At 47.6% G+C, this 1,392-nt stretch carries 1 protein-coding gene; it reads right to left on the minus strand.

What is annotated here, in order from left to right; all coding sequences use genetic code 11:
• Positions 1-41: 41 nt before the first annotated feature.
• Positions 42-1,247, minus strand: a complete 1,206-nt coding sequence (locus ACM0OZ_RS48825) for an RNA-guided endonuclease InsQ/TnpB family protein (RefSeq protein ID WP_414590156.1) — start codon at positions 1,245-1,247, stop codon at positions 42-44.
• Positions 1,248-1,392: the final 145 nt, after the last annotated feature.

A 1,392-nucleotide genomic window follows, 5' to 3' on the forward strand; every position in this document is an offset into this window, starting at 1 on the left:
TTGACATCCTCCCCACGCCTAAAGGCGGGGGATTCCAGGAATCACTTCTTGGGTTTCCTCTTTCCACGACTCGGCTTGTTCTGAGGAATTTCTTCACCAGAATAGAGGTCGATGTCTCCAGAGGCGATTAACGTTCCCGTGTGCCCCACGGTACGGAGTCCTTTCTCAAGTATGTTTCGTGCAGCGTTATGGTCTCTATCTTGAGTATGTCCACAATGCAAACAAGTATGCGTCCTAACGCTCAAAGACTTCTTGACGACCTTCCCGCAATTAGAACAGTTTTGGGAAGTGTAGTGGGGTGGAACAGCAACCGTGACCACGCCAAATACTTTGCCGAAATACTCAACCCAACTCCGAAACTGAGTCCACGCTGCATCAGATATTGACTTGGCGAGGTGTCGATTCCTCACCATGTTTCGTACCTTCAAGTCTTCATACGCCACGAGGTCGTTAGACATCACTACGCACCTTGCCGTCTTGATGGCAAAGTCTTTACGCTGGCGAGCTACTTTCAGGTGTTTACGAGCAAGTTTGTTTCTAAACTTCGCTCTGTTTTTAGAACCCTTCTTAGTCTTGGACAACCGACGTTGAAGTCGCTTCAAAGACTTTTCAGACTTGCGGAGATGACGCGGATTTGCAACAGTCTGACCGTCAGAATCGGTGTAGAAGTGACTCAAGCCAACATCGATGCCAACATTGTGGGCGGTTGGTTCCCGTTTCTCCAAACGTTCCTGGTCGATACAAAACTGCGCGTAGTACCCATCTGCTCGACGGACAACCCGCACCCGTTTAAACTGCTTCAACTGGTATTCGTGCAAATCACGGGTTCCCCACATCTTGAAAGTCCCCGCTTCAAACCCATCGGAAAACGTGATGTACCGTCTATCAGAAGAAAGCTTCCAGCCACTGGTCTTATATTCAACAGAACCGTGTGTTTGTTCTTTCTTAAAGCGTGGATATCCTTTCAATCCTTGCTTATTTTTCTTGCAGTTGTCGTAGAACCGAGATATTGCTGCCCAAGCTCGCTCTGCACTAGCTTGACGAGCCATAGAGTTAAGGTTAGCAGCAAACTCGAATTCTTTTGCAAGGACAGCACAATATGCACTCAAGTCATATTTGTCGATGTCTTTGTTGTCCATCCAGTATCTCAGGCAACTGTTCCGAACAAATCGGGCAGTACGGATAGCTTCATCCAGCTTTCCATACTGCTCGTTTGTTCCTTCCAATTTTGCCTCAAATACCAGCACTTTTACGCTCAACTCTATAGCGTAATTATAGCACAGATATCTTGACGGGGAATAAATTCCCCTAAGCCCTGACGGGCACGCTGCGCGAACGGGTTTCATCCCCATGCATAAATGCAGGGGCTTTCACCCTTCAATTCTCGGTAAA

The organism is Scytonema sp. PCC 10023 (assembly GCF_963920835.1).
GTDB lineage: Bacteria > Cyanobacteriota > Cyanobacteriia > Cyanobacteriales > Nostocaceae > Kalymmatonema.